General features: G+C 71.6%; 24 protein-coding genes and 1 pseudogene. 19 read left to right on the top strand and 6 right to left on the bottom strand.

Annotation, left to right across the window (positions count from 1 at the left end; all coding sequences use genetic code 11):
• A pseudogene (locus ACZ5WK_RS36765) lies at nucleotides 1–132 on the bottom strand (N-acetyltransferase); the annotation flags it as partial.
• Between the two features lie 167 nt (nucleotides 133–299).
• On the opposite strand from ACZ5WK_RS36765, the gene ACZ5WK_RS36760 reads away from it, so the two are divergent.
• The 10 genes from ACZ5WK_RS36760 (at nucleotide 300) to ACZ5WK_RS36715 (ending at nucleotide 8,606) form a co-directional block, all read left to right on the top strand.
• Nucleotides 300–908 carry a hypothetical protein gene (locus ACZ5WK_RS36760; RefSeq protein ID WP_465554346.1) on the top strand — a complete coding sequence of 203 codons (609 nt, stop codon included), beginning with the start codon at nucleotides 300–302 and terminating at the stop codon, nucleotides 906–908.
• 329 nt (nucleotides 909–1,237) lie between these two features.
• Nucleotides 1,238–1,417 (top strand): hypothetical protein, encoded by a 180-nt coding sequence (locus ACZ5WK_RS36755; protein WP_465554344.1) that lies wholly within the window; start codon nucleotides 1,238–1,240, stop codon nucleotides 1,415–1,417.
• Nucleotides 1,418–1,609: 192 nt separating this feature from the next.
• Complete coding sequence (locus tag ACZ5WK_RS36750; protein WP_465554342.1) at nucleotides 1,610–2,215, top strand: ArsR/SmtB family transcription factor; 606 nt, start codon at nucleotides 1,610–1,612, stop codon at nucleotides 2,213–2,215.
• Nucleotides 2,212–3,531 carry an MFS transporter gene (locus tag ACZ5WK_RS36745; RefSeq protein ID WP_465554340.1) on the top strand — a complete coding sequence of 440 codons (1,320 nt, stop codon included), beginning with the start codon at nucleotides 2,212–2,214 and terminating at the stop codon, nucleotides 3,529–3,531. The genes ACZ5WK_RS36750 and ACZ5WK_RS36745 overlap by 4 nt, the downstream gene beginning before the upstream one ends.
• A gap of 898 nt (nucleotides 3,532–4,429) precedes the next feature.
• Nucleotides 4,430–4,870 carry a hypothetical protein gene (locus tag ACZ5WK_RS36740; RefSeq protein ID WP_465554338.1) on the top strand — a complete coding sequence of 147 codons (441 nt, stop codon included), beginning with the start codon at nucleotides 4,430–4,432 and terminating at the stop codon, nucleotides 4,868–4,870.
• A 48-nt stretch (nucleotides 4,871–4,918) separates the two neighbouring features.
• Entirely contained in the window at nucleotides 4,919–5,413 is a 495-nt protein-coding gene (locus ACZ5WK_RS36735) for a hypothetical protein (RefSeq protein WP_465554336.1), read from the top strand.
• 457 nt (nucleotides 5,414–5,870) lie between these two features.
• The gene (locus ACZ5WK_RS36730; protein ID WP_465554334.1) at nucleotides 5,871–6,431 is read left to right on the top strand and encodes a hypothetical protein; all 561 of its coding nucleotides are present in this window, start codon (nucleotides 5,871–5,873) and stop codon (nucleotides 6,429–6,431) included.
• 70 nt (nucleotides 6,432–6,501) lie between these two features.
• A complete protein-coding gene (locus ACZ5WK_RS36725; RefSeq protein WP_465554332.1) occupies nucleotides 6,502–6,663 on the top strand; it encodes a hypothetical protein in 162 nt (53 codons plus the stop codon).
• A gap of 42 nt (nucleotides 6,664–6,705) precedes the next feature.
• A complete protein-coding gene (locus ACZ5WK_RS36720; RefSeq protein WP_465554330.1) occupies nucleotides 6,706–6,975 on the top strand; it encodes a hypothetical protein in 270 nt (89 codons plus the stop codon).
• A 455-nt stretch (nucleotides 6,976–7,430) separates the two neighbouring features.
• Nucleotides 7,431–8,606, top strand: coding sequence for a hypothetical protein (locus ACZ5WK_RS36715; RefSeq protein ID WP_465554328.1), 1,176 nt, complete (start codon nucleotides 7,431–7,433; stop codon nucleotides 8,604–8,606).
• A gap of 150 nt (nucleotides 8,607–8,756) precedes the next feature.
• Here the strand turns inward: ACZ5WK_RS36715 and ACZ5WK_RS36710 are convergent, their stop codons facing one another.
• The 3 genes from ACZ5WK_RS36710 to ACZ5WK_RS36700 all read right to left on the bottom strand — a co-directional run bounded on the left by ACZ5WK_RS36710 (nucleotide 8,757) and on the right by ACZ5WK_RS36700 (nucleotide 11,021).
• Nucleotides 8,757–9,251 (bottom strand): hypothetical protein, encoded by a 495-nt coding sequence (locus tag ACZ5WK_RS36710; RefSeq protein ID WP_465554326.1) that lies wholly within the window; start codon nucleotides 9,249–9,251, stop codon nucleotides 8,757–8,759.
• An 85-nt stretch (nucleotides 9,252–9,336) separates the two neighbouring features.
• Nucleotides 9,337–10,017: a hypothetical protein gene (locus ACZ5WK_RS36705; RefSeq protein ID WP_465554324.1), complete on the bottom strand. Its 681-nt coding sequence runs from the start codon at nucleotides 10,015–10,017 to the stop codon at nucleotides 9,337–9,339.
• Nucleotides 10,018–10,211: 194 nt separating this feature from the next.
• Nucleotides 10,212–11,021, bottom strand: coding sequence for a hypothetical protein (locus ACZ5WK_RS36700; protein ID WP_465554322.1), 810 nt, complete (start codon nucleotides 11,019–11,021; stop codon nucleotides 10,212–10,214).
• A gap of 921 nt (nucleotides 11,022–11,942) precedes the next feature.
• Here ACZ5WK_RS36700 and ACZ5WK_RS36695 point away from each other — a divergent pair.
• Genes ACZ5WK_RS36695 through ACZ5WK_RS36680 form a run of 4 tightly spaced genes read left to right on the top strand, consistent with a single transcriptional unit; the run spans nucleotide 11,943 to nucleotide 17,639 of the window.
• Nucleotides 11,943–12,272: a helix-turn-helix domain-containing protein gene (locus ACZ5WK_RS36695; RefSeq protein WP_465554320.1), complete on the top strand. Its 330-nt coding sequence runs from the start codon at nucleotides 11,943–11,945 to the stop codon at nucleotides 12,270–12,272.
• Between the two features lie 7 nt (nucleotides 12,273–12,279).
• Nucleotides 12,280–14,517 carry a hypothetical protein gene (locus tag ACZ5WK_RS36690; RefSeq protein ID WP_465554318.1) on the top strand — a complete coding sequence of 746 codons (2,238 nt, stop codon included), beginning with the start codon at nucleotides 12,280–12,282 and terminating at the stop codon, nucleotides 14,515–14,517.
• Nucleotides 14,514–15,242, top strand: coding sequence for a helix-turn-helix domain containing protein (locus ACZ5WK_RS36685; RefSeq protein WP_465554316.1), 729 nt, complete (start codon nucleotides 14,514–14,516; stop codon nucleotides 15,240–15,242). The genes ACZ5WK_RS36690 and ACZ5WK_RS36685 overlap by 4 nt, the downstream gene beginning before the upstream one ends.
• Nucleotides 15,243–15,302: 60 nt before the next feature.
• Nucleotides 15,303–17,639, top strand: a complete 2,337-nt coding sequence (locus tag ACZ5WK_RS36680) for a helicase associated domain-containing protein (RefSeq protein WP_465554314.1) — start codon at nucleotides 15,303–15,305, stop codon at nucleotides 17,637–17,639.
• A gap of 368 nt (nucleotides 17,640–18,007) precedes the next feature.
• Here the strand turns inward: ACZ5WK_RS36680 and ACZ5WK_RS36675 are convergent, their stop codons facing one another.
• Nucleotides 18,008–18,529: a hypothetical protein gene (locus ACZ5WK_RS36675; RefSeq protein WP_465554312.1), complete on the bottom strand. Its 522-nt coding sequence runs from the start codon at nucleotides 18,527–18,529 to the stop codon at nucleotides 18,008–18,010.
• Nucleotides 18,530–18,995: 466 nt separating this feature from the next.
• Here ACZ5WK_RS36675 and ACZ5WK_RS36670 point away from each other — a divergent pair, with 466 nt between their 5' ends.
• Nucleotides 18,996–19,460 (top strand): hypothetical protein, encoded by a 465-nt coding sequence (locus tag ACZ5WK_RS36670; protein ID WP_465554310.1) that lies wholly within the window; start codon nucleotides 18,996–18,998, stop codon nucleotides 19,458–19,460.
• A 779-nt stretch (nucleotides 19,461–20,239) separates the two neighbouring features.
• On the opposite strand, the gene ACZ5WK_RS36665 is transcribed toward ACZ5WK_RS36670, so the two are convergent.
• Entirely contained in the window at nucleotides 20,240–21,109 is an 870-nt protein-coding gene (locus tag ACZ5WK_RS36665) for a hypothetical protein (protein WP_465554308.1), read from the bottom strand.
• A 289-nt stretch (nucleotides 21,110–21,398) separates the two neighbouring features.
• Here ACZ5WK_RS36665 and ACZ5WK_RS36660 point away from each other — a divergent pair, with 289 nt between their 5' ends.
• The 4 genes from ACZ5WK_RS36660 (at nucleotide 21,399) to ACZ5WK_RS36645 (ending at nucleotide 22,910) form a co-directional block, all read left to right on the top strand.
• Nucleotides 21,399–21,557, top strand: coding sequence for a hypothetical protein (locus ACZ5WK_RS36660; RefSeq protein ID WP_465554306.1), 159 nt, complete (start codon nucleotides 21,399–21,401; stop codon nucleotides 21,555–21,557).
• Nucleotides 21,554–21,976 (top strand): hypothetical protein, encoded by a 423-nt coding sequence (locus ACZ5WK_RS36655; protein WP_465554304.1) that lies wholly within the window; start codon nucleotides 21,554–21,556, stop codon nucleotides 21,974–21,976. Before ACZ5WK_RS36660 ends, ACZ5WK_RS36655 begins: the two co-directional genes overlap by 4 nt.
• 14 nt (nucleotides 21,977–21,990) lie before the next feature.
• Nucleotides 21,991–22,206 (top strand): hypothetical protein, encoded by a 216-nt coding sequence (locus tag ACZ5WK_RS36650; protein ID WP_465554302.1) that lies wholly within the window; start codon nucleotides 21,991–21,993, stop codon nucleotides 22,204–22,206.
• Nucleotides 22,207–22,442: 236 nt separating this feature from the next.
• Nucleotides 22,443–22,910, top strand: a complete 468-nt coding sequence (locus ACZ5WK_RS36645) for a hypothetical protein (protein WP_465554300.1) — start codon at nucleotides 22,443–22,445, stop codon at nucleotides 22,908–22,910.
• The last annotated feature ends 149 nt before the right edge of the window (nucleotides 22,911–23,059 follow it).

Below are 23,059 nucleotides of genomic sequence, written 5' to 3'. Positions count from 1 at the left end.
GATCGGCCGCAGGTGATGACCACCGCCCGGCAGCGGTACCAGGACGGGGTGGACGAAGTCATCGGGAAGCCAGCTCATGGCGCCCGACCGTAGCAGCGCGCGGCCATCCGCTCCCCTGGATTTTCCCCGCATACCGCCAGGCTCTTCTCTCATGCCGGACAAGGCCCGCGATCACCCGATCGAGACTCCCGTTCGATCGACAGACTCCATGACCGTTATGGCAACGGATTCTGACGACAGGTCAGTGCTGTCCCCCGCCCGGACTGGCATTGAGGCCATGCGCCCGTAACTCGGTCCGAGTGAAGTTCGACAACGGCGACTACGACAACGTCTGCGACCGCTACGGCGGCGGGATCGACCGTCTGGCCGAGTGGCGAGACCTGGGCGACCTACTCCACGGCCGGCCGGGCTGGCACTTCGCCGTCGTCAACGACGGCGAGGCGCTCTGGAGCCTGGGCATCATGGGCAGCTCGCTCCTGAACATCCACGTCGACCAGGAGAACGGCGGCTTCCACTGCTTCGACTACCTCGAGGACGACTCGGTCCTGGTCGAGGGCATCCCCGCGGTCGAGAAGTGGCTCTCCTCCCGCGAGGGAAAGGCCAGGAAGCCCCAGCCCGGACAGGTCGAGTGGTACAGCGCGAACGACTGGCAACTGCTCAAGGGCATGACGTACACCGTGCAGGCCAGCTGGTCGGACGGGCACGTACGCCATCGTCCTGCCCCAGGTCGCCGACGTCGCCTTCGGCCCAGCCCTGGGCGAGGCCCTCAATGCGGCCGCCGAGATGATCTGCCGCACCTTCGAGGCCCCGTTGGAGCTGGCCCCCCAGCTCCAGCTCACCGCCGAGGCCTGGCACCCTGGGCCAGTATTGAACGTGTTCAAAAGTTGGATAGTATTCTGACGTGGTGAGGCGGCGTGCTGGCGAACTGCTGTTGCGTCAGGGGATGAGGACATGGAATCGCTTGGCAGTGCGCTCTTTCTCATGGTCTGTCTGTTCGTGTGTGCAGGCGCCTTTCTAGGGCGGACCATTGCCGTTTGGCTTGCCGCGAGGTGCCGGGGCATGGGTGAGGGCGGTCGCCGACGAAGGCGCTCGGTGATCTGGCAGGCGGTGGGGGCGACCGCTGGAGCGGGCTCGGTGGTGCTCGGGCTTCGGGTGCTTGTGGCTGCGGTTCTCCCATAGCGGACAGCCGCGTGAGAGGGCCAACGCCGCGCTGCGCCCGTGTTGGACGTGTCGGGGTTTGATCGGTGGGGAGGAGGGTTCGGTTCTGGGGCTGCGGGAGGAGGCCGGCCGGGACCGGCTGGAGTGCCCGGGGTGTGTGAACGCCCGCGCCGCGAAGGGGCTGGGTCTGTTGGTGCTGCCTGCGCCGACCAAGCGGGAGCTGGTGGCCACGCTGGTGTCCGCTCCGGACGATCCGTGATGGGAGGCCCGGGTGTTGCACGCGAAGCTCTACCCGGCGAAGAACCGCAGCGTATGAGGGCGCCGCAGCCTGCCCATTGCCCGCCTCCACCCGCGGTGCCGCCCTCCCGGCCGCTCCGGGCCGACCAGGGGATCAACAAGAGATTTCATACAACTACTGTTGTACAAGAGTTCTTGTGCATATTCTCCTCGCATGACCGATGAACCCGATGCCCCGGCCGCCGCGCGCGGCGACGTCCGGCAGATCTCCGACTCCCGCGTCCTGGCCGCCTTCACCCACCCGGTCCGGCGCCGCCTGCTCGACGTGCTCAAGGTGGACGGCGCCGCCACCGTCGGCCTGCTCGCAGAGCGCACCGGCCAGGCGGTCGGCAACGTCAGCCACCACCTCAAGGTGCTGGCCGGGGCAGGCCTGGTCGAGGAGGCGCCCGGGCTGGCCCGGGACCGGCGCGAGCGGTGGTGGCGTCTCACCTCCGCAAGCCTGCGCTGGGCGCGGGCCGACTTCGAGGACGACCCGGTCGCCGAGGCGGTCGCCGACGCCGCCGGTTCGCTGCAACTGGAGCGTCAGGCCGGCCTGGTGCGCGCCTGGTTCGCCACCCGGCAGGACTACGCCCCCGAGTGGCGCGAGGGCTGCGCCGTCGCCACCGAGACCTGGCTGCGGCTGACTCCCGAGGAGGCCCGGGAGCTGGCGGCCGACCTGGTGGCGGTCCTGGAGGGGTGGGCCGCGCGGCCGGTGCCCGAGGACGGGCGGGAGCGGGAGTCCGTCTTCGCCTTCGCCCACAGCGTCCCGGCCCGGCCATGACGACCGACCTCGCCCGGGCCGGCGCCCCGGCCGACACCTCGCCCGGCGCGCCCGCCTGCTCGCGGTGGGGCCTGCTCGCGCAGCGCGACTTCCGGCTGCTCTGGGCAGGCGAGAGCATCAGCCGGCTGGGAAGCAGCGTCACCTCCGTCGCGCTCCCGCTGGTCGCCGTGGTCTCGCTCGACGCCGGGCCGCTCGCGGTGGGCCTGCTGAGCGGCGCCGTCTGGCTGCCCGGGCTGCTGCTCGGCCTCCCGGCCGGCGTCTGGGTCGGCCGGTTACCCCGGCGGCCGGTGATGATCTCCTGCAACCTCGCCTCGGCGGCGCTCTTTGTCAGCGTCCCGGTGGCCGGGTGGCTGGACGTGCTGACGATGGCCCAACTGCTGCTGGTCGCCCTGCTCACCGGCACCGCGGCCGTCTTCTTCAGTGCCGCCTACCAGGCATACTTGCCGGAACTCGTCCACCGGGACGACCTGATCGAGGGCAACGCCAAGCTCCAGGGCAGCGCCTCGGCCGCCCAAGTGGCCGGGCCCGGCGTCGCGGGCCTGACCGTGCAGTGGTGCGGCGCGGCCGTCGGGCTGCTCGCCGACGCGGTGACCTTCCTGGTCGCCTCCGTCACCCTGCTGCTGATCCGCGGCGATCGGGAGCCGGTGCCTGCGCCGGTGGTGCCCGGCTCGCTGCGCACGCAGGTCCGCGAGGGCCTCGCCTTCATCCTGCGCGACCGCTTTCTTCGCTCCTTCCTGTTGTACGGGGCGTCGGCCAACTTCGCGCTCACCGGCTACCAGTCGATCGCCGTCCTCTTCCTGGTCCGCGAGGTGGGCGTGGCCCCGGGCGCGGTCGGGGTCCTGGCGGCCGCCGGCGCGCTGGGCGGAGTGTTCGGCGCCGTTGCGGCCCGACCGCTCTGCCGACGCCTCGGCACGGCGCGCGCCGTCCGGTTCGCCCTGCTGGTCGCCACGCCCTTCGGCCTGCTGCTCCCGGTGGCCGGGCCCGGCCCGTGGGTGGCCCTGTACGCGTTCGGCTCGGTCGTCATGGTGGCCGGGGCAGTACTCTGCAACGTCGTCCTCGGGAGCTTTCGCCAGACCTACTCCCCGCCCGCGCTGCTCAGCCGGGTGGTGGCCACCTCGATGTTCGCCAACCAGGCCACCATCCCGCTCGGCGCCGTCGCGGGCGGCGGGCTCGGCGCGGCGCTCGGGCTCCGGGCCACGATGTGGATCATGACCGGGCTGCTGGTGCTCTGCGGCGGCCTATTGCTGGCCTCGCCGATGCGTAAGGACCGGGACCTGCCCTCGGGGCCAGCGCCCGTTGACCGGAGCGGACGATGACGACTTGCCCTTCCGCGGCAAGGGCCCGCGCTGGTATCCGCTTCGGACGATCCGTGGTGGGAGGCGCCGGGTGCTGCACGCCAAGCTCCACCCGCCCAAGGACCGCACCAGCGCGTGAGTGCACGGACCACTGGGCGGGGCTGTGCGGACGGGCCGGGAGGAGGAGCTGTGTGTGCCTGGGTGGGGTGGCTGGCGGGGTTTTGTGACGGCCGGAGTGGTGACGGAACCCGGGCGGGGCCGGGGCGGCCCGTCGTGCCCGATCCCGAGGGCGTGACCTTGTTTCGGGTGGCGTGTGAGAATCCATGTGTTTTCGGGGTTTCCTGCCCTCGCACCCGGATTGGTTCAACCACTGCCCGAGGGTTGTGCGGGCTCTGCGGGACCGTCCGGGTGCTCCAGGGATGCCCTTGTTCGTGTCACTGTTCGTGTTCGCCGTGCGGCCTGCCGGAGGGGCGCCGAGGCCGTCGGTAGCGCCGGGGCCGTCCGGGTGGCCCATCCGAATTGACGGACCCTCGTAGATCGCCGGTCCTATTTCTCTTCGGATTCCGTCTCCCAATCCGCCGGGGATTGCCGGGGAACAGTCCGGAAAGATCGGTTCGGAATTCACCGGGAGAGCTGCCGGCAGAGTGCGGTGGTTCGGGGGGCGGGCGCCGGACCCCGGGCGGTAGCGCGAGCTCCGGCTGCTGCTGCCGGTCCCCGGTCGCCGGTGCCGGTCCCCGCCGGCTGCTCCGGCTGTGCCTGGTCCTCCGGCCCGCCGGGTGCTCGTGGTGGTGGATGGTGAGGGCCTGCTGCTCCTGGCCGCCGGGGTGGTGACCGCACTCGCTCTGCTGCTCCGGCCGCCGGTCCTGGTTGCCGAGGCCCTGGTGTGCGGAGTGGCGGCCGGGCAGGCTAGTTTGCTCGGGTGACTCTCCTTGATGATGTGGCCGAGCGCGACGGCTGGCGGTGCTGGGTGTGCGACGAGGCGGTCGACCCCGGCAAGTCGGTGAACGACCCGCGGGGTCCCAGCGTCGACAGCCGGACCGCTGACCGGAAGGCCAAGGTCGCCGAGCGGCTCGCCCACCGCGGGTGCAATACCCGCAAGGGCGCGGTCAAGGTGGTCATCGCCTGGCCGGACCGCCTGTACGTGGTCGAACCCGCGCCGCTGATCACCGTTGCCGGGAGGCTGGAGCGTAAGGGGGGCCGCGAGATGGTGGGTCGTTGTCCGACCAGGAAGGACGCCCAGGAGGCGGCGGATTGGCTGGTTGACCGGTTCTCCCGACTGGTACCGGGGCTGCCGGTGACCGCTGACGTCGAGGCGGGCGGCGGCCAGTTCCTCGTCATCCTGGCCACCGGCCGCCGCTGACCGGGGATCACCGGCGCACACTCACGTCGAGCTGAACCGTCGGCGCACATGGACCTGTCCGCCAACACCCCCGGCATCCCGCACCCCGACGACGACCAGACCGTCGACGAGGACGAGCTCGACGGCCAGGAGCACGGCCTGCTCGGCGACATCCGCGCCCGGGGCCGCCGCCGGGCGGCCGGGCTCACCCTGGAGGCCATCGACCAGACCCTGGCCGCCGCCCAGGACGAACTGCGGATCGCCGACCGCCGCGCCGACGCCGGCGACGAGATCGCCGTCGTCCGGGCCGCGGCCGTCTTCCAGGAGTGGCAGCGCATCCGCGGCGAGGCCGCCACCACCATGCTCAAGGCCTACGACCCGGACCACGACCTCGGACTCCAGCGCACCCAGTACGCCCAGCGCCACCGCCAGGACATCGCCGACCGTGCTCGCGATGCCGCCCGCCAGGCCCGGCAGACCGCCGACGTCGCGCTCCGCCGCCTCGCCGGCCCCGCCGCCGACCCGCTCTACACCGCCCTTGCCCGCGCCGGCCCCACACCCTGACCGACGCCGACCACCAGGCCGTCCGCGACCTCACTCGCAACCTTGACCCCACCACGCTGCGCCAGGTCATGATCTGGCTGGAGCGCACCCGCTCCGCACGTCCGCGCTGCGGGCAGCCGGCGTTGAGGCGTGCCCGGTCGACGGCCGCCACCTTCCCGACGCCGAGTATGTCCCTGCGCTCCCGGCACCACGTGGGGCAGTCGAGTTGGTGGGGTTGCTATCTGCCGAGTCCTTGGCGGCGCGGGCAGGCCGGCCAGTCGTCACCGGACGTCCCGGGCTGGTAGCCCCAGCTGTGGTAGTTGGCGCGCACGGCGCGGTGCGCGAGCGCCAGGAGGCGGCCAGGCCGTCTCTGCCGGGCTCGGCGGCCTCGCCCCCCGGGCACGGGCGTGCACGTACGGCCTGGGCTCTTTCTGGCCAGCTCGTTCGGTGCTGCCGTGTTCGTGTTCGCGTGCGGCCCGTGGCTGGTGCGGTCGGGGCGAGGTCCCCGAAGGACCCGCTGCTCGACGACGCCGGCCGGGACCTGAAGGCCCTGGCCAAGCTCGTGATCAACGAGTCGGACGCCTACGAGTGGCTGGACGCTCTGGTGACCCGGTGGGAGCCGCGCGGCGGCCTGGTCTTCGGCTGCCTGCTGGACCTCACCGGCCAGCCCTGCGACGCCCAGTGGTGGTGGCAGTTCGCCGCCGGCGCCGGAGACCTCACCGCCGCCTACTGCCTCTACCTCCACCACATCCGCATGGGCGAGCTGCGCGACGCGGAGCACTGGTTCCACCAGGCCGCCCGCCTGGACGACGGCACCTCGGCGCCCCTGCCGCCCGCCCTGCCGGACCTGCCCGGCTACCCGCACCTGGTGCCCCTCCTGGCCCCACCGCTGCCCGACACCGCCGGCCTCCCGAGCCCGGACCACGCGCGGCGCGAGGCCATCGGCGGCCTGCCCGAACGCGAGGACGAGATGTGCGGGCCGTTCAGCCTGCCCACCGGCGACATCGCCCACCAGCTCCAGGAACTGGCCACCCACTGACCCCCGCTCCGGCCCGCGCCCCTCGACGGCGCGGGCCGGGCTCACCGACCACCAGACCCGGGAGACCTCCATGCCCAGCCACGACCCCGCCACGCTCGCCCTGGCCACCTCGGCCGCCGGCTACCTCACCACCATCACCGTCCTCGCCCTCACCGCCATCGCCGCCCCCACCCCTCACCGCCGGCGCGAAGCCCGAGAGCTCCTCGCTCTCCTCCTCAACCGCAAGCCCTGATCACCCGCCGATCTGTCAGTGGCGGCTGGGATGCTGGCGGTCATGGACGATGAGACGCTGATGCGGGGCCGGGTCTACGGAGCCGACCACGACGCGGACTTCGGCCCGCAGCCTGGCCACGAATACCGGGAACTGTGCGCCGGCCCCCTCGACGGCCTGCTCCTGGACGTCACCGGCTGGGACGCCGAGCAACTCGCCGACGGCGCCGCGCTGCTCACCGAGATCGGCCGGTACGGCGCCGGCGGCCGCGCCCACTACGAGCCGCGCCCGGCGGACCCTCGCCGCTGGGACTGGGTCGACGACACGCCCTGACGCGCGCGAGCGGAGGAGGGGCACCGCGTCGGCGGGGGAGTGACCTACGCCGGGGGTCTTGCGGGGGCGCCCGGCCGTCTGGCCTGGCGACCTAGCGTGCGAGCTCGACGGTGATGGGGTCGTTCGGGCAGTCGGCGGCGAGCCGCTGCAGGGTCTCCTTCTCGCCACTGTCCGCGGTCAGGCCCCAGCGGGTCTTCACCGCGGTCCGGTCGGTTCCCGCGACCGGGCCGCAGCCGAGGCGGCCACGCCGCCCAGGTGACGGTGCTGAGCCGGGCAGGTGAAACCGTCCCGGACGGGTGACGCCCGTTGCCCCGATCGTCCGACAACCTGTCAGAGGACATTCCTAGCGTGCGGGCCATGACGAACTACGTGCGCACCGCGCCGGTTCCCGCCGCCACCGCTGTCCGACCCACTGCGCCCTACGCGGCCAGAGTCCGTTCGGGGCGGTGGACGGCATGAGCCTGACCTCCGGCCTGCGAAGCCCCCGCACCCCGCTGCGCCGCTTCCTGGACCGGGAACTCTCGGCCGGCACCAGCCCGCTGCGCGAGAACTTCCGCACCCAGCACACCACCGATCGCCTCCTCCTCCCGCCACCGGGCGTTGGCACGGAAGCCGGCACCGTGGGCACCGCGATCGACCAGCGGCTGCGCCTGGCGTTCACGGCCGTGGCCCCGCTGGACGAGGCCACCCGCGCCGGGATCGCGCTGAGCGCCTCCGTCGGCACGCCGGCCCTCAGCGGCCGTCTGCGGGACGTCGGCGTTCAGCTGGCCGAGCGCCTGACCGAGACCGTGCACGCCCTGGACCTCGACAACCGCGCGTTGGCGATGGACCGCTCCTTCGAGGACGAGCGACATCTGGCTCGCCTGCTGCTGGCTGCCGCCTGGTACCAGATCGCCGCCCGCACCGACATCGGGTTCGTCTACACCCCGCTGTTCCTGGCCTCGGCCGACGACCCCGCCGCCTTCAGCCTGGAACGCCTGCTGGACCTGCCCCACCCCGACATGGTCGACGACGTCGCCGCTCAGCTCCTGGCTGCCGCGGACGGACCGCTCGCACGGCTGCGGGAGTCGACCGGCCGCGAGTGCTGCACTGGCGGCCCGATGTTCGCCGGCGTCGACATCGCTGCCGACGCCGACCTCCTGGTCGACGGCATGCTCATCGACTTCAAGAGCACCCGTCACACCCGACGCCTCGACAAGAGCACCGCCTGGCAGCTGATCGGCTACCTCCTGCTCGACACCCCGGACCGCTACCGCATTGACACCCTTGCCCTGTACCTCACCCGCAGCGCCACCCTCGTCACCTGGTCCGTCGACGAATACCTCGCCCTGACCGGCGCCCGCCGCCGTCACCTTCCCGAGCTGCGCGCCGTCCTCGCCGAACTCCTCTCCGGCTGCCCGGCCGACCAGGTTCCCCTTGACCTCGACGACGAGCTGCGCGCCGAACGCCTTCTGGAGCTTCTCGCCCCCGATATCCCGGAAGGTCACTGCCCGGTGTGCGCGCAGCCCCGCCCGCACGGGTCGGCCCGCCGCCTCTACTGCTCCGCTTGGTGCAGCCGGCGTGTGGTGACACTTCGGCGCCACGGGTGGCTGCCTGTCCCCTCGCTCTGCGTTCCGGCAGGAGTCGCCTGACGAACGCGAGACGGCCGCCACCCTGCCGGGTGGCGGCTGTCTCCGGATCCCATCCGCCGTAGCGGCTGACACTGACCACCAACGTCGGATGCTCGGGACCTGCACGGAGGCGGGCTCTGACCGGCGGGCACGGTCCGGGGCCTGCCGCGGTTAGGGGGTGCCGCCGCGGCGGCGGATCTCCTTGGCCAGGAAGGCCCGCCAGCCTTCCGTCCAGGCCTGCCGCTCGGCGGAGTTCTGTTTCTTGGGCACGGTGGTGAGGTGGTCGAGGAGGGTGACCTCGGCGGCGTCGTAGAGCTCGTGATCGGCGACGTAGGTGAGGACGACCGTGCCGGTGGAGTCGGTGACGGCGGCGGCGATCTCGCCGTTGGTGTTTCCCAGTCCTCCCTGGACCGCGTACTGGGCGCGGCCGACTGCCTGTTCGCGGCTGCGGGCGGAGGCGGTGGTGACCTCGCGGGCGCCGGGCGGGCCGCCGAGGTAGTGGACGCGCCAGATGGCGCCGGCGGTGGTGGGCCAGCGCTTGCGGGCGGCTTGGCGGGTAATGCCGGCGGCCTCGCCGAGTTCTGGGAATCCGGCCCCTGTGCGCCCGGCCCGTTCGGCGGCCTCCGCCGCGATCTGCTGGCCCGCTTCGGCGTACCAGGTGGCCACCCGCAGGTGGGCGAGGTGGAGCTTGCGGGCCGCGGGCGAGGTTGGGCTCAGGGCGTTCGGGCCTGGACGTCGTGGGCGTTGGTGGTCAGCGGCAGTTCCTGGTGGGCGGGTGGCAGAGTCTGACGTCGGTGACGCCTGGCAGGTTGGCGAGCAGCTGGCGCAGGACGGCGAGGTCGGCGTCGGGGGTGTGGGGGTCGAAGACGGCGAGGAGTCTGTCGCCCGGCGGTGTGCCGGTCGATGTCATGGAGACGCTGGTGGCGCCGTGGCCGAGGCCCGTGCCGTCGTAGAGGAGTTCCGGGTGATGGCCGGTTTTAAGGAGGGGACTGGTCTCCTGGACCGTGGCGACGAACGCGTCCGGTTTCTGGAAGTACGGAGCGATCCAGACCACGCTGATCGCCCAGCCGGCGAAGCCGAGGGTCGTGGCGGATATCAGGGTGCCGAGCAGGAGCGGCAGGCGCCGGGGTTCGGGGCGCCCCCGGCTTGCCGCGGCGAGGAGGACGATGCCCGCCGGCGCCAGTACGAACAGCCCGTAGAGGGAGCCGGCGACCGAGACTGCGAGCAGCCCCCAGCCTGTCGTCAGGCAGGCTGTCCGGAAGGCTTCGGCCTCACGCGCGAACAGCGGTGCGGCGGCGGCCAGGAAACCGAGTACCAGTGCGCCGTCGATGAACGTCCCACCGACGAGGACCACCCAGAGCACGCCCGGCGCGGCACACAGCGCCGCCAGCACCACCAGAACCCGTCCCGCCCGCGGGACGGGTCGACACACGCTGAAGGCTTCCACGCTTCCCCCACTATTGAACACGTTCAAATATGGTGAGAGTCACGCTACAGGACCGCCCCCGGCGCCGGCGACCCCACCAGATGAACAGGCCCCGCCCGCCCGGCAACGCCCCGCCCAGCGGGCCCGTACACAGCCCGGCCGCCCCAAGTCGGCACCCACATCGAAGGTCTTCTGGTGGTTCAGGCCCGCAGCTCCGGCTCTTCGACCATGGCCCGCGCCTGGGCGGGGGCAACGTGGCGCACCTGGACGTCTCGGACCATGTCGTTCTGTTTCATTCGTGCCCAGCCGGGTTGCGGCGATGCCAGCTTGCGGCCCCGGCTGCCGGAGCCGGTGTAGATGATGGGGAAGCGACGGCGCGGCGCGGGCGACAGCCACGTGCTCGCCGTGTTCGGGGCCACCGGCTCCAGGACCACGGGCGTGAAGGTGTCGATGAACAGCGGGACCACCACGCCCTTGATACCGGGACGGACCGAGGCGACCAGGTGCATGTTCACCGCCCGGCCCATCCGCAGGATGTCCACTACGCGGGAGATGGCCTCGGCGGCTTCCTTGCCGCCGGCATCGGCGGCGTCCTGGATCAAGTCGAAGTCGTCCAGGATCACCACACGCAGGTCGGCGATGGTCGTCCGGACCGGCTCGCGCTCCTCGTCGAAGACCCGCTCGTAGCGGGCGCCCATCTCGTGCCAGCAGTCGGTGATCCCCTCAACGCTCGGGCGCAGCCCCCGATGCAGAACAAGGTGGTGCACACCCGCGAAGTGGTTCAGGCCCTCGCCCCTGACCGAGTAGACCACCGCCGTCGCGCCGCCGGCGACGGTGTTGGCGGCGCAGAGCGAAAGCGCGGAGGTCCTGCCGCTGCCGGGCTCGCCCACCACGATGATGTGCCCGGTCCTCCGGAGGTCCAGACTGATGCCCCGGCCGGTGGACCGGTCCGTCAGCAGCGGTGGGAACTGCGCGCTGGCGCGCCTCTTGAAGCTGTCCACCTCGGTCACTCGGCCCTCCTGATGCTGTACCCGACCGTCTGGGCCAGCTTGCACGGCCGTGCGTCCCGCCGGTGCCCGTTCCGAGACCCCACCGAGAACCGAGGTAACGGACCCCTTCTCTACGGGTGGGGAGCCCATGCGGCTCGGCAGGCACCGCAGTGGCGGCAGAGCCACAAAGCGGTGGCCACGGTGGCCGCGGTAGGCAAGACCACACAGAGGCTACGGGCAGGCCTGAGAGAGCTGACGCCATATCAGTAGTCCTCTTACGTCCGATCATTGCATCGACTACCCTGCGGCGCGCTCAGGCCCGAGAGGGGAGGGGTGATCCCGGCTCGGCTCTGCCTGCCAGCGTCCGCCGACCGCGATCACCCCTCCCTGCGGGCCGCACACCGAGAGGGAGGCAACACGCGTGCGAGATCGTAGAGGGGGCAGCCCCGCTGGTACAGGGCTGAGCGGACCAGGTCCTGGTGGCGGCGGACCCGCGGGCGCGCGCTCTGGTTCCAGCGGGCCTTGGAGACGGTCCAGCGAGCGGTGTAGTCGCGCTCCTTGGCCTTGCTCGAGAGGCGCCCTGAGTCCCCTCGTGCCCCGGGAAAGGCGACGCGCCGGGTACGCAGAGCCCCGGCTGCTACCAGCCGCTCCCCGCCCCCGGTTCGGCCGGCACCGACGGTCCGGGTGCTCCCGCACGGTTTGGGGGGAGCTGACCTATCCATCCCCGTCCTTCGAGTCGTGCCGGGCCCGATCGGAGGCCGGGGCCGAGTAGGCCGGGAAGCGCCGGTCCGGTCACCGCGCGGTGACCGGTCCCGAACGGCGGCAGCATTCCTGCTCGCGGGAAATGCGCACCTGATGCGGTCATGATGCTACTCATGTGCGATTAACTATGTTGCGCTACATGAGGTGTTTTGTGCTACCTTTCTCGCATGGAGGTATGTGATGTCTGAGATCTTTGCGGCGGTCGACGCGTTGCTGGCCAAGGCCCGGGACGGCGGGGACCTGCCGGAGCCTGCTGAGCGGGAGCGGCTGCGCAAGGCCGCGGGCCTGACCCAGGTCGAGGTGGCGGCGGCCCTGGAGACCCGGCGGGAGACGTTCGCGAAGTGGGAGGCCGGCACTGCCCAGCCCCGCGCTCCGAAGCGCGGCGCGTACGCGTTCCTACTGGCGGGTCTGGCCGATATCCACGGCACGCAGGGCCCCGACGGCTGGCTCACCCTCGCCCGCCGGGCCCGCCCCCTCATCACCGACACCACCACCACCGAGGGGGAGTGACCCGCTGATGGACCGTAAGACGTACACCGCCGAGCTCGCCGGTCTGCGCGAGCTGCGCACCGAGATCACGGCCGCCGAGAAGGTCGTCGCCGCCGCGCAGAAGGAGCTGGACAAGCTCACCGCCCAGCGGGCGCGCCGGGTTGCCGGGCTGGCGGGGTACGAGGGCGCCCAGGCGCCGGCCATCGCGAAGGCCTCCGGGTTGTCGGTCGGTGACGTGGTGCGGATCGCGCCGCTGCTGGACCCGACCCCGGCCGCCGTCCGCGCCTCCAAGGCCGACGACCAGGCGGCCGCCGACGCTGCGCCCGCCCAGGCGCCTGTGGCCGAGCCGGTCGCCGATCCCGTGAGCGTGGTCGCTCCGGTGCTGACTCGCCCTGCCGCCGTCGTCGAGCAGCCGGCCCCGGCCGCCCCGGCCCCGGCCCCGGTCGAGGTCGAGGACCAGGCCGTCGTCGAGCGGCCCACCCCGGCCGTGCCCGCTGTTGCTGCGCCGGTCGTTCCGGCGGTGTCGGTCGCTCCGGTCGCTGCCCCGGCGCGTCCGGTGGTCGAGGCCGGTCCGCGTGAGCTGCCCGCCCTCCCCGAGGGCCCGGCCGGTGCCCGGTTCGAGGCGGTGACGACGGGCCTGGTGTCCAAGCGCCCGAACTTCGTCCAGCAGGCCCGCAGCACGGTGTTCCTGGACGCGACGACCGGTGACCTCGCGGTGCGCGACCGCGTGGTGCGGCTCGCCCTCGGCGCCCGCACGCCCGGGGAGATCCTGGACGCCGTCCTCACCACGGCGCCGGGTACGGAGCGGGTCTACATCACCGCCGGTGCCCCCTGGCACGACGGTGCCGAGCGCTACAGCACGCTCAAGGACGCCGTTGCCGCCTGGCTCAACACCCCCGGCGAGCGGTGGACCACCGCAGTGGGCTCGGGCCGGGACAAGCTGGCCGGGCATTTCGTGCACCAGCGTCAGCCGGTCGGCCGCTACGCCCCCGCCGCCTCCCCGGACGGCCCGGTCACGGAGATCCGTTCGATGGGGGAGTGGTTCGACCCGGACGGCGCCGACGTCGTGACCTGCCGCCAGGCGTTTACGCTGTTGTGGCAGGCGCTGCGCCGCCACTGGGACGACGCGGTCCTCATGGGCTCGCCGTCGCAGACCGGCCGGGACCTGTGGTCGCGCACCATCCCGACCAGCGGCAAGTGGGCGGGCGGATACCCGGTGCTGTCGGCGGAGCTGCGCGGTCTGCTGCACGCGACGGGCGGGCAGGGCCGGACCGAGCTGATCGTGCCGCCGCGCGTCCCGGAGCAGCTGCCCGCCCTGGTGGAGTACGACCGCACCTTCGCCTACGCGAAGCACCTGTGGAAGTCGCCGGTCGGCACCCCGCGCCGGATCACCGCCGCGGCGTTCGCGTCGATGACAGAGCAGGAGCAGGTCAAGGCGCTGATGTCCTGCTCGCACTGGAACATCCGGGTGACCGTCCCGGCGGGGTGGAACCACGTCGGCCTGCTGCCCGCGCCGGTGACCGGTGACCGCGCCTGGATCTACCCGTCCGAGCCCGGCGCCACTTTCACCACTTGGGCGGGCGGCGCGGAGGTCCACCTGGCGCTGTCCAACCACCTGATGCCGTGGAAGATCGAGATCCTCGGCGGCCTGCTCTTCGAGGACGGCAAGCCGCTGGACGAGTGGGGCAAGCGCCTGAAGGCGGCCTGGGCGGACCTGACCAACCTCTCGAAGCTGCACGGCGACGAGCGGCAGCGCACCGCCGCGTACCTCGCCTCCCGTGCCGTTCGCTCGGTGCTGCTGTTCGGCCTGGGCGGGTTCGCCCAGCGCCCGCGCCTGGTCTCCGGCACCACCCCGGTCGGCGAAGCGCTCCCGGCGGGGGTGGAGATCCTCGGCCAGGACGGCGAGGTGGTGACCTGGCAGCGGCAGGCCGGGTTCTCCCGCGACCCGTACGCGCACCCGGAGTGGGCGGCGTACGTGTGGTCGGGGGCGCGGGCGGCGCTGCTGGACATGAAGTACCGGCAGGGCAAGGAGGTCATCGGCTACGCCGGTGCCCTGCACGCCAAGCCCGGCTCGGTCGTGTACTTCGGCACGGACGGCATCGCGCTGACCGAGCGCCAGCCCTGGCCCTACCGGGGCGAGCCGGGGGACTACCTCCTCAAGGGACACCTGACCGGGCCAGTCGAGCACCCGACCAGCCAGGAGCAGTACCTCAAGCTGCGCGGCCTGGGCCGCGCCGAACTCGCCGCGAAGGGAGCCGACCAGTGAGCCCCGCCGACCCGAACCGGCCGAACGAGGCCGCGCGCCTGACCCAGCAGCTGCTCGACCAGGGCTACACCAAGCGCCAGGTCGCCAAGATGCTCGGCCGCGACGCCTCCCTCGTCTCCCAGTTCTTCACCAAGGGCAAGGGCGCCGCGTTCGTCGGGGCCCTGCGCCAGATGGTGCGGGCCGTGCGCGGAGGCGAGCGAGACGAGGAGGCACTGTCGGGCATCGCGGAGGCGAACACCTCCCGCCGCCGCACCAAGACGGGGCAGAAGGCGCGGGTGCGGGGCAAGGACGTGATCGGTGTTCCGGGCGGCAGCATGGCCGGACGCGCCGGGAAGCAGGCCATCAAGTCGGGCGCCGCGCACTTGGCGGGTGTCATTCACGCGGCCGCGGCCGCCGACGGCCGGGTCGCCCTGACGGTGCGCATGCGCGGGACGTTCTTCACCTTGGCGGCCGGGTCGAAGCAGGACTCGGCGGGCATCCGGCGCGGTGTGGTCCCGCGCGCGGACGGGACCGAGGAGCGCACCTACGGTTCCTCAGCCACCGGCGGATTCCCCGCTGCGGAATGGTCGCGGCGGGTGGCCGCCTCGCACGGCGACGTCGTCCATGCCGTGTTGACCTGGCTGATCGAGACGGGCCGCGCCATCCCCGAGGCGGAGATCGTCTACCTGGAGATCCGCACCTGGACCCCCGACGGCCACCAGACCTCCGAAGTCCTGATCAGCTGACCACCGGCGGCACCCGACCACCTCCCCGCACCACCCGGCAGACGAAGGAGAACCACCGCCGTGGAGACCACCACCGCCACCGCCGAGCAGGGCGTGCCGGCCGCTCTGCGCGCCCAGGCCGTACCGCCGCTCCCGGCACAGCCGTCCGGCACCGCCGTGGCGAATCCGCTGCCGCTGCACTGGTTCCAGAAGGACGCCGTCGCGGCCGCCGTGCGCGAGGTGAAGGACGGCGGCCGGGCGACGGTGGTCGCGGCGACCGGCTCGGGCAAGACGCTGATCGCCGCCGGCTGCGCCCGGCGTGTGGCCGCGCGGGGCCGGGTGCTGGTGCTGGTGCCGACGATCGAGCTGCTGGAGCAGACCGCCGAGTCCTGGTCCACGAAGGGCGGCCGCCGAGGGCTGGCGGTGGCGGCGTGTTCGCGGGAGGAGGCGCTGGAGAGCGCGGAGGCCGGCGGCCGCGTCCACGCCCAGGTGACCACCAAGGCCCCGCGGATCGCCGACCTGGTCGCCGCCGAGAAGCCCGGCGAGCCGGTCACCGTGTACGCCACCTACGCGAGCCTGGAGCGGATCGTCCAGGCGCACCGCGACTTCGGCCTTCCGGCCTGGGATCTGGTCGTCATCGACGAGGCCCACCGCACTGCCGGCGCGGAGGGGAAGGCGTGGGCCGCGATCCACGACGACGCCCAGGTCGCGGCGAAGCGCCGTCTGTACTTCACCGCCACCCCCAGGATCGCCGACGACCGGCGCGCGAAGGACGGCCTGGCCGACCTCGCTGACACCGAGAAGCTGCCCGCGCTCTGCTCCATGGACTCGGAGGAGATCTACGGCAAAACCGTGTTCACCTGGACCCTCGGCCAGGGCATCGAGCACGGCTACCTCGCCGACTACCGCGTGCTCGTACCGGTCGTCACCGACGAGGACCTGCGCGAACTGCTCAACCTCCCGGCCGTCGCCGACCTCCGCTCCCAACGCAGCAACGAGGAACTGCTGCGCCTGGCCCTGCAGATCGCGGTGCTGCGCGCGGTCGCCGACCTCGGGCTCAGGAGGGTCATCACGTTCCACTCCCGCGTGTCGGCGGCACGGGAGTTCGCCGGCAGCCTGCTGGACGCCTCCGAGCTGCTGCCCGACGCGGACCGCCCGGAGCGGATCTGGGCGAAGGCCGTGGCCGGCACCGACCGTCTCAAGGACCGCCGCGCCGCGTTCACCGACTTCAAGGCCCACACCGGCGAAGACGGCGAGGAGTGCGGCATCCTCTGCAACGCCCGCCTCCTGTCGGAAGGAATCGACGTCCGAGCCGTGGACGCCATCTGCTTCGCGGACCCCAAGAGCTCGGTCATCGACATCGTCCAGGCCGTCGGGAGGGCGCTGCGCCAGTCCTACCGGCAGGGCAAGGTCTCCTGGGTCATCATCCCGGTCTACCTGCCGACACCGGAGATCGGCGACGACACCGCCACCGCCGACCCGGCCGAGGTCCACGACGCAGGCGAGGCCGTGAAGGCCGAGGCCGACGCCGAAATCGAGGCCTCCAGCTTCCGCACCATCTGGCGGGTCCTGCGCGCCCTCGCCGCGCACGACGCCCGGGTGGTCGGCCGGATCACCGAACTGCGCGCCAGCCGCTCGCAGGGCACCGCGCACACCACCACGACCACGGCGGCCTCCGAGGCCGGGGCGAGCGAGCAGCCGGCGGCGCCGGTGGAGTCGCCGATCGAGTGGCTGCGGATCAACGCGAAGCAGCACGCGGCGCAGATTCTCCAGACGGTGAAGCTGCGAGCGTTCAACCCGCGGGCGGTCGAGTGGCAGCGCATGCACGCCGTCGCAGCCAGGTTCCACATCGAGCACGGCCACCTCGACCCCACCGACACGGCGAAGCACGCGGAGCTGATCTCCTGGCTCGCCCGCCAGCGCCACCTCCACGGCCAGGGCCTGCTCGACGCCGCCCGCGTCAGCGAGCTGGACGCGCTCGGCATGATCTGGTCGAAGAACGCCAACGCCTGGGAACGAGGCTACGCCTACGCGAAGGCCTTCCACCACCAGCACGGCCACCTCGCGATCCCCGCCACCGCGAAGCTCGACGACTACGCGGTGGGCGCGTGGATGCGCCGCCAGCGCAAGGCCGACAACCTCACCACCGACCAGGTGGCCAAGCTGACCGCGCTGGACGAGCTGTGGCGCCTCGAGCCGGACTGGAACCGTTCCTACCGCCGCCTGCTCGCCTACCTGGAGGCCGGCGGCACCCTCGACGGCCCCGCCAACCGCACAGGCCTCGGCGACGACCCGGCCTTCCGCCCCGGCACGTGGCTGCGCAAGCAGGCCAAGGCCCGCACCGAGGGCAAGCTGACCGAGCAGCAGACCGCGCTCCTGGACGCGCTCACCCGGCACGCCGAGACCGTCACCGGCTGACCCACCCCGTACACCTGGCACTCCCGGCCTACCCAGGCCGGGAGTGCCGCTGGCGATGAGTGCAGACACAGCCTCTGAGCCCGCTCCGCGAAATTCGCATCCCGCCGGTCCTGTCGGCAGGGCTCCTCGCCCTCTGGAAGGGGCGAGGGAGGGACGCCCCCCGCCTCATCGACCTCGGCCGCATCGACGAGACCGTGGCCGTCCTCCGACAGCACGCTCCCCGGCCGCCCGCGCCGTCGTATGGCATCTGGCACGAGGAGCCGCCGTTCTGACGCCGCAGCGCGAGGGAAGCGCGTGCGAAGCGCCCACCGCGATAGCCAGCCGCATCCCGTCAGGACACCTCACGTCTGCCCCGGCGGGCGATCGGGTCAGCAGGCTTCGTCACGCAGGTGAGCGGCGGTGACGGCGACGAGGCCATGAAGGTCGCGCACCGGCACGACCGGTGCGGGGCTGATGCCGAACTCTCCGTCGGGCAGGAAGGCGACGTCGCAACGCTGACAGAGATAGGTGGCTTTCCAGGCCGCGGCCAGCGACGGCTGGATCGCCGAGTACTCCTCGAACTCCTGCCGCAGCCGCTCCTCTCCTTTGGAGCGCTTGACAGCCATGGCCACCCCCGCGATCAGAGGAGGTCCGCCCAGAAGGCCGTATGCCAGCAGGAAGCCCCGCAGCCCGTGTCCGTCGGACGACAGCACTGGCGGCAGGAGGAACAGCAGGAACACCAAAGCCAGGAAGAACGCGCCAGCAATCTCGCCCCCGAGACCGGCCTTGGCCAGCTGGGGTCGGGGCGGCGGAGCAATCTGCCTCGCCAGCAGAGTTGCGGAGACACCCGACGTGTGGACGGTCGACCGACCGTAGGCCGGCACCACACCGACCCCGCTCGCGTACGCCACACCGGACGAATAGCCAGTGCTCGTCCCGGAGTACCGGCTGGTCTGCGACTGGTAAACACTCGGCACGCTGCGCACCTGATCGATCTCGCCGCACTGCGGGCAGTTGTTCCGCTCACAGATCCCCCCACGGTTGTCTGACAGGACGTGAGCATGGCATAGGGCCGTGACGTTGGCATCGCGCCTGTCGTTGCTAGAGGCCGTTGCTCAGTGCTCACCGGCTGGGGAACGCCGGTGACCGGCCGCACAGGCGTCCGAGGTATCCGTCCGACATGAGCGACACGGAACGGGCGATGTCTGCGGACCTTCTTCCGGCGCTGGCGCAACCACGGCCTGGTCACCGAGTTCCACGACCGGCTGCGAGACCGGGTCCGCGAGGAAGCGGGCCGTGATCGGAGCCGACCGCGGGGATCATCGACGCGCAGTCGGTGAAGGCGGCCGACTGTGCCAGCCGCCGGCGGGCATTCCGATGTGTTTCCGGGGCATTTGCGGCCCCGCCTCGACGCCGTTCCGACTGGCCCGCATTGCCGACGACTGCGGCCGGGACGAACGAGACGAACGGGACGGGGCGGGAACAGCGGCCAGAACGAGCAGGGCGAGCGGTGGCCAGGCCGCGGCCCCGGCGGCCCTGAAGAGGTGCCCCGCGACGGGAGGCACCGCCCGCCCCGACCCGGACCTCGCCGCCGTCCGGCCCCACCGGCTCGCCCCGGACGCCCCACAGCCTGCCCTGCGGCCCGCCGGGCAGGCCGCCGACGCCTTCGCCGCCCTGCGCCACATCCGCGCCCCGGCCGCCGTCCTGGAGAACGCGCTCTACCACGCCCAGGCCCTCATCGAGCAGCCCCACGCTGGCCCGCTCTTCCTGGAGGCCGCCGAGGGCCTGGCCGCCGTCAGAACCTGCATTCCGGCCCAGCCGCGACCGCTTACTGCCTCCTGAACCGACGTCGAAGTGCTGCCCGTTCCCGTGAACAGAGCTACGCGCCCGGCCTCGGCCGTGCCTGCGGCCTTCCCCTCCCCCGAAAGGTGGCCATGCCCCACACCTCCGCCACGTCCGCCCGCCCGGCCTGCGCCGCCCTGCGGCGCCTGCCCCGCCTGCGCCGCCTGACCCGGACAGCGATGGTGACCGCCGTCGCCACCCTCGCCCTGGCCGTGGCCCCGCTGCCGCCTCTCGCCCGGCGGCCTCATCTTCTCCGATCCGGACCGGCAGATCTGATCGCTACCACCACGGGTAGCGCGATTGTCCTGCGGCGGGTACAAATCCCCAGCCCGCCGACCGCGGCCCGGTAGCCTGCGGACAGGCGCCCGCCGGACCCGAGACGCGCACTCACGGGCCATCACCGGCGAGTGCCGACCTGCGACGGCTGACTGGTGGGCTCGCGTGTTGCGGAGTTGCATATTGAGAGCGGCCAAGCATGACAGTCACGAAGAGTAATTGATCGGTCGCGGCGCTTGAAGCCCCTACCAGAGCCGGCGGGTGAGGAAGTCTGCCAGATGTAGCCTGCGACCAGCTCGCCGACGCCCTCGCCCACACCGGCGGCCGCCGACGCAAGACGTAGGCCAGCTGCACCGTGAGTTCCTGGCCCGGCTGCCGCGGAGCGTGGAGCCGGGCCAGGCGTGGCCGCGGGGGATCGCTACTCCCACTGCTGCGATGTACCCGACAGCCCGGCCGGGCGGAGGTGTGCGGACTTCACCCGGTTTCGGGCCTCCCGCAGCTCCTCACTGGACCAGGACGGTGTGCGGGTGGCCTCCGCTCGCCGGGCAGGCGTACAGCTGAAGGTGGTTGGCGTCCAGCACCGTGATGTCCGGAGGATTGGACCAACTGTCGTCGGATGCGCCGGGGGCCCGGTCCTCGTTCGGGATCCAGCTCGTGCTGTTTCGGTGCCATTCGGACGAGGCGATGGTCAGCAGAGGCGTCATCGCCGTACCGCAGGCCACGCAGAACCGCGGCACGGGGTCGGTGAGTCCCCAGGGGGCCCAGCCACCGATCTTCCAGCCGGGGGCGTGGGACAGGGCGTGGCTATAGAGCTCCTGCGGGTAGGCATCGTCGACCGAGATGCCCGCCGCCCGCCAGGGCGCGGGGTCCGTGATCTGCTGCTTCAGCTCCTTGGGGAGTTCCAGGAAATCGGGGTACTCGGTGACCTGCTCCGGCGCGAGCACGCAGGGATCAGGCACGTAGAAGTCCTCGTCCGCGTCGAACGGCTCGGGCGGCGCGGCCAGCACGTCGGTGACGTCCGCGGCGGTCCTCCAGGACAACTCGATCGGAATGCTTGAGTCCGGATCGTGCTCCGAAGGGCACCACAGGACCTGCAACAGGTCGGTCCGCCCGGGTGGCTGCAGCAGGGGTATGTCCCGCGCGTACAACTGGGCCACGGGCACCAGGGGGTGGAGGCCTTCGTGCCCGATGAGGCAGTACCGCCAGGGTTCCTGTGCGGGCCACAGCAGGGGCCCGCCGATCGAGCTGTCGTGCACCGTGGGAGAGCCCGGACGCGGGTGCAACCGGACCGCTGGGCGGGCCAGCGGGGCCAGCGCGGGGAAGACCGCGGCGATGTCGACCGGCCGTGGTGGGGTGGTACGTATGTCATTCATGGCGATGATCTTGCCAACACCCTCTGACAGCGGGCCAACCCCCAACAGGACGAGCCGCGTCCTTCGTGCGTACGGCGCACCCCCTGCTGGCGCAGGGTGCAAAGCGGCACAACCACCTATGCGCAGCTGACCCCAGCTGTGCACGAACCAGAGTTCAGAGAAGTGACCAGGCCGAAGGTCAGCACTCCCCGTCCCGTGCAGTCGGGACATGCCGCTGGTCGTCCAGGAAAGGCGAGGTCCGGTTGTACCGGCGAGCTGCGGCAGTCGGCAGACCCCTGCAGGTGCAAGGGTGACGTACGCCCTGGCGGCCTACGAGCGTGAACTCGTCCGGGGCGACCAACTCGCCCCGCTCGTCCGCCATCGCCTGCAAGCCCGCCGACAAGAGATCGCTGACTTCCTCGCTGAGACCCCCGACTCCGGCCAGGACGTCACGTCGGAGGCATCATGAACCGCCCGCTGCCCAACGAGGAGCAGGTCCGCAGCGCGATGGAGGCCGAACTCGACGAGAGCAAGGCCAACGGCCGTCGCGCCACGGTCAGCAACGTCGAGAAGCAGCTCGGCATCACGCCCGCGACGTTCTACCGGAACTACCCTGACCTGATCGAGTGGTTCAAGGCTCAGCTCGCCGCCCGGCGCACTGCGGCAGTCGCCGAGAAGGACACCACCAAGCGCGAGGACGACCTGGACCGGCTCCGGCGCGAGAACACCGACCTGCGCAAGCAGGTCAGGATCTATGCCGAGGCGATCCGCCAGCTAACCCTGGACAAGGCCGCCTTGGAGGACAGACTCCAGAGCATCGAGGGGGTCACCAGCCTCGACGAGCGCCGTCGCCAACACCGGGCATCAGCGGACAACGGACACGAATGAAAGGCCCCCATAACATGACCGACCGTCGCAGCCTCTCGCTGCCCGCCTTCTCCGAGCCCGCCACCGACGCCCCCGTGCCCGCCCAGACGGGCGGCCGCCGGCTGTTGCCGGTCGAGCAAGGCGCCGACTTCCGCCAGCCGCCCGGCGAGACAGCGGCCGCACCTGCCCCGGCCCGCCGCCCGCTCGCCCCCGGCGGCCTGACGTTCTCCGACCCGGACCGGCAGATCTGACCTGGCTGGCGGCCCCGCCGCAGGCTTCTGAGCTGCGGCGGTTGACTGGTAGGCGCGCATGTTGACGAGTCGCGTATTCGCCAAGGACGGCAATCAGTCGTCACTCTGCGTCATCGATCGGTAAGAAATGGCCGTCGAGTGCCCGCCGCTGCCCGCCTACCTCCAGTGTCACTTGAGGTGCACCAACGCCCCCCTCGGGGCGAGGCGGCTGGCGGACCGCTCCATCGGAGCTGAACATGACGTTCATGACGCCAGAAGAGGTGGAACGCCAGGTCGACACCCTGGACCTAATCAATGCCGAGGTGGCAGCGCGGCTAGCTCGGCAGGTGGACTCCAGCGCAAAGGTTGACACGAAGGCCATCTTCCTCGTCGGCTTCGCGGCCACTGCGGCGCAATTCCGGGCTACCCGAGACTTTCAGCCCGTGCTCGGCGGATTGGCCTTTCTGGCGTACGCGGTCTCCGTAGGAAGTGGGCTGCGCGTATTTCGCGTCTCCGCCTACAAAGATCTTGAGCCCAAGCAGATTGTTGATCAGTATGCAATGGAATCGAAGGCATTTGTGCTAATTAGGCTAGCCTCCACGCGCGTGGATGTCTTTCGAGCCAACGAATCCAGACATAAGGAGAAGGTTAAGTATTGGGTGATCAGTCTCTCGAGCTTAAGCCTAGGACTCGTGTTGTCTACGGCTTCGATCTTGGCATACTGAAATCATGACAGATGAGCCAAGCCATGGCGACGAGTCGCAACCGCAGGTCAGTCCTCAACCGCTTGAACCCCAGCCTGAGCCTCGCCCGAGCATTAGCGATACGTTTTCTAGACCCTCGCTCATCACAGAGGAGCACAGGGACCAGGCCT

The organism is Kitasatospora sp. NPDC032757 (assembly GCF_055579305.1).
This window is presented reverse-complemented; position numbering and strand designations above follow the sequence as displayed.